The organism is Pseudoxanthobacter sp. (assembly GCF_036822375.1).
Lineage (GTDB): Bacteria > Pseudomonadota > Alphaproteobacteria > Rhizobiales > Segnochrobactraceae > Pseudoxanthobacter.
In genome coordinates this window covers 1-4,220 of the sequence record NZ_DAISHT010000261.1, presented here as the reverse complement: position 1 = coordinate 4,220, position 4,220 = coordinate 1, and the positions used below count along the sequence as shown (strand labels likewise).

At 67.7% G+C, this 4,220-nt stretch carries 4 protein-coding genes; all 4 read left to right on the top strand.

The window, feature by feature from the left end; all coding sequences use genetic code 11:
* The first annotated feature begins 47 nt into the window (after positions 1–47).
* The 4 genes from V7067_RS16050 to V7067_RS16035 all read left to right on the top strand — a co-directional run bounded on the left by V7067_RS16050 (position 48) and on the right by V7067_RS16035 (position 4,142).
* Positions 48–1,844: an acyl-CoA dehydrogenase C-terminal domain-containing protein gene (locus tag V7067_RS16050; RefSeq protein WP_334176907.1), complete on the top strand. Its 1,797-nt coding sequence runs from the start codon at positions 48–50 to the stop codon at positions 1,842–1,844.
* Between the two features lie 31 nt (positions 1,845–1,875).
* Positions 1,876–2,187: an SCP2 sterol-binding domain-containing protein gene (locus tag V7067_RS16045; protein WP_334176906.1), complete on the top strand. Its 312-nt coding sequence runs from the start codon at positions 1,876–1,878 to the stop codon at positions 2,185–2,187.
* A gap of 180 nt (positions 2,188–2,367) precedes the next feature.
* Positions 2,368–3,684 (top strand): outer membrane protein transport protein, encoded by a 1,317-nt coding sequence (locus tag V7067_RS16040; RefSeq protein ID WP_334176905.1) that lies wholly within the window; start codon positions 2,368–2,370, stop codon positions 3,682–3,684.
* Positions 3,685–3,716: 32 nt separating this feature from the next.
* Positions 3,717–4,142 (top strand): DUF2147 domain-containing protein, encoded by a 426-nt coding sequence (locus V7067_RS16035; RefSeq protein WP_334176904.1) that lies wholly within the window; start codon positions 3,717–3,719, stop codon positions 4,140–4,142.
* The last annotated feature ends 78 nt before the right edge of the window (positions 4,143–4,220 follow it).

Genomic DNA, 4,220 nt, shown 5'->3' with positions numbered 1-4,220 from the left:
GTTCGAGAGCGTGCTCGAAACCGGCAAGCCGGTGAGGAACTGACGCCATGCAGACTTACAAGGCGCCCCTGCGCGACATGCGCTTCGTGCTGAACGAAGTCGTCGGTGCCGCCGACTATGCCGACATGCCCGACTTTGCGGAGGTCACGCCCGATCTCGTCGACGCCATTCTGGAAGAAGCGGCAAAGTTCGTCACCGAGCGGCTGCTGCCGCTCAACGCCTCCGGCGACGAGGAAGGCTGCGTGCTGGAAAACGGCGCCGTGCGCACGCCGAAGGGCTTCCGCGAGGCCTATGCCGCCTTCGCGGAGGGCGGCTGGACCTCCATGGGCGCTGACCCGGCCTATGGCGGGCAGGGCCTGCCGGAGGTGGTCGGCAAGTTCGTGGAAGAGATGATCTGTTCCACGAACCTGTCCTTCGGCCTTTATCCCGGCCTCAGCCACGGCGCCTACAAGGCCATCATCGGCCATGCCAGCGAGGAACTGAAGGCGCGCTACCTGCCGAAGCTGATCGACGGCACCTGGTCCGGCACCATGTGCCTGACGGAGGCGCATTGCGGCACCGATCTCGGCCTGCTGCGCACCCGCGCCGTGCCGCAGGCCGACGGCTCTTACCGCATCACCGGCTCCAAGATCTTCATCTCCGCCGGCGAGCACGACCTGACCGAGAACATCATCCACCTCGTGCTCGCCCGCCTGCCGGACGCGCCGAAGGGGGTGAAGGGTATCAGCCTGTTCCTCGTGCCGAAGTTCCTGCCCACCGACGACAACCGCCCCGGCGTCCGCAACGGCGTGGTGTGCAGCGCCCTTGAGCACAAGATGGGCATCAAGGCCTCGGCCACCTGCCAGCTGTCGTTCGACGAGGCCACCGGCTGGCTGGTCGGCGAGCCGCACAAGGGCATGCGCGCGATGTTCACGATGATGAACAGCGAGCGTCTGTCGGTGGGCATTCAGGGGCTGGGCGCCGGCGAGGCGGCCTATCAGGCGGCCGTCGCCTATGCCCGCGACCGGCTGCAGGGCCGCTCGCTGGCCGGCAAGAAGGCGCCCGACAAGCCGGCCGACCCGATCATCGTGCATCCGGACGTGCGCCGCATGCTGATGACCATCCGCGCCTGCAACGAGGGGGCCCGCGCGCTCGGCTGCTGGGTTGCCAAGACGCTCGACATCTCCCGCCACCACCCCGATCCGGAGGTGCGGCAGGAGGCGGACGACTTCACCGCCCTCATGACGCCGGTGGTGAAGGCGCTGTTCACCGACCTGGGCTTCGAGGCCGCCAATGTCGGTATGCAGGTCTATGGCGGTCACGGCTTTATCCGTGATCACGGCGTTGAGCAATATGTGCGCGACAGTCGCATCTCGATGATCTACGAGGGCACCAACGGCGTGCAGGCGCTCGATCTCGTGGGACGCAAGATGCCGGCCCACATGGGCCGCTACCTGCGCCGGTTCTTCCACCCCGCCCTTGCCGAAATCGACGCCGCCCTCGACAGCGACGACGATCTCGTCACCGAACTCGCCCAGCCGCTCGCCAAGGCGTTCGGCGCGCTGCAGCTCTCCACCGCCACGCTCGCCCGCAAGGGCCTCAAGGACCCGGAGGAGGCCGCCGCCGGCGCCACCGAATATCTGCGCCTGTTCGGCCTCGTGGCGCTCGGCGTCATGTGGCTGAAGATGGCGCGGGTGGCCGGCGCCGCGCTGGAGGCCGGCACCGGGGAACGCGCCTTCTACGAAGGCAAGCGCGTCACCGCCCGCTTCTACATGGAGCGCATCCTGCCGCAGGCGGCGGGCCTGTTTGCCGCCATCAAGGCCGGCAAGGGCGCGATGATGGCGCTGGAAGACGCCCAGTTCTGACCCCGGTGCGACCGCAAGGAGAAAAAGCGACATGGCCGAAGTCGACGCCCTGATGGGGGCTCTGGAACGGCGCGCAGACGCCCTGAAGACGCTGGGCTACACGGTGCGGTTCGACCTGACGGACGGTGGCGGCAGCATCTTCGTGGATGCGACCGGCGGCAAGGCGGCCGTCAGCAGCGGCGGCGGCGAGGCCGACACGGTGCTGAAGCTCAAGTCCGACAACCTGATGAAGCTGATCGAAGGGCGCCTCAGCCCGATGATCGCCTTCTCCACCGGCCGCCTCAGGGTGCAGGGCTCGCAGGGCGTGGCCCTGAAGCTCGCGAGCCTTCTGGAAGGCGACTGAGCCACCCGCGGCCGTGCCTTCCTCCCCTGCCGGTAACGATCGCAGCCCCCGCCCCGGCTGCGGGCAGAGGGGGAAGGCCGGCCCGCCCGGCAAACAAGACCCCGGCCGGAGCATTCCGGCCAGGCGGCCCGAGCGGGCACAAAGCCCGCCGACAACAAGACAAAGAAGACGGAGGAAAGAATGCGCAAGGCCGTTAAAGCCACGGCACTGTTGTTCACGGCGGCGGGCGCGGGCCTTGCGGCCACCGCGGCGGCCGAAGCCGGCTCGTTCGCGCTGCGCGAGCAGAGCACGATCGGCCTCGGGCAGGCCTATGCCGGTGCGGCGGCGGGCGCGGCCGGACTGAGTTCGATGTACTGGAACCCGGCGACGATGACGCAGTTTTCCGGGCTGCAGACCGAACTCAACGTGGCCGGCATCTTCCCCAACGCCAACGTGAGCCCGGTTGCCGGCACCAGCCCGCTGCTGATGCTGCTCGGCGGCACCTCCGGCAGCGGCGACATTGCCGCCGATGCCGCCCTGCCCTCCGGCTACCTGAGCTATCAGCTCACCGACAAGCTGTGGCTGGGGCTCGCGGTCAACGTGCCGTTCGGGCTCTCCACCAAATATCCCTTCAATTATTCCGGCCAGATCTATGCCCGCGAATCGACCGTGCGCTCGGTCGATATCAATCCCACCATTGCCTATCAGGTCACCGACTGGCTCTCCCTCGGCCTCGGCGTTCAGGCGCTCTATTTCCGCACCTCGCTGTCGCAGGCGACCTCGCCGCTGCCCTATGCGCCGGGCGCACTGCTGGAAGGCCAGAGCTGGGGCGCCGGCGTGACGGCCGGCGTGACGGTGAAGCCCTTCGCCGGCACGGAAATCGGCCTCGGCTACCGCTCCACCGTGGGCGAAAGCCTCAGCGGCGATCTCTCGCTCGGCGCCAAAGTCAGCAGCCTGCCGGCCGGGCTCTACGGCGTCGACGCCAACCTGATGATGCCGGATCAGGTGTCGCTCGGCATCCGCCAGCAGATTACCCCCGCCCTGACGGTGAGCGGCGGCTTCGAGTGGACCAACTGGAGCCGGCTCAACCACGTCGGCGTGGTCGGCAATGCCGGCCTCACCAACGGCGCCACGCTCACGACGCTGCCGTTCGAATATAACGACGGCTACTACCTGTCGATCGGCGCCGAATACAAGCTGAATGAGAACTACACCTTCCGCGGCGGTCTCGGCTACGAGTGGTCGCCCATCACCACCACCAACCGCGATCTGCGCGTGCCGGATTCCAACCGCCTCAGCGTGGCCCTCGGCATGGGGTATCGGCTGAACGACAACCTCAGCTTCGATTTCGGCTATTCCCACCTCTTCACCACCGGCAACGGCAATGTGGAACTGGTGCCGGGCAACCCCCATTACGAGACCGGCCTGCCCTTTGTCGGCTCGGTTTCCTCCGATGTCGATCTCGTCTCGGTCGGCATGACCTACAAGTTCGGCACCTACAAGTTCAGCGGCCTGTGAGCCGGCGGCAGACAGGAGGGGGAACGGATCCGATGACCATTCTCGCAACCGGGGCGGCCCGCGCCGCCCTTGCGGCGGGCCTGCTGCTGGCGGCGGGCGGCCTTGCCCGCGCCAGCGCGCTCGACGGCACCTGGCTGACCGAGAGCCACGAGACGCAGGTGCGCTTTGCGCCCTGCGGCGCGGCCGAGTGCGGCACCATCGTGTGGCTGAAACAGCCGCGCAACGACGCCGCCAATCCCGATGCCGGCAAGCGCAGCCGGCCGCTGATCGGCACCGTCTTCGTCTATGACCTGAAGCCGGACGGCGCGCAGCGCTGGAGCGGCCGGCTCTACAATTTCGAGAACGGCAAAACCTACGACGGCTCGCTGGAACTGAAGGATGCCAACGCTCTGAAGCTCTCCGGCTGCATGCTGGGCGGCCTGCTCTGCCGCAGCCAGACGTGGACGCGGCTGCCCTGAGACCCCGGCGAAAAGGCAGACAAGATGAAGATTCTCGTGCCCGTGAAACGGGTCGTCGACGCGAACGTGAAGGTTCGC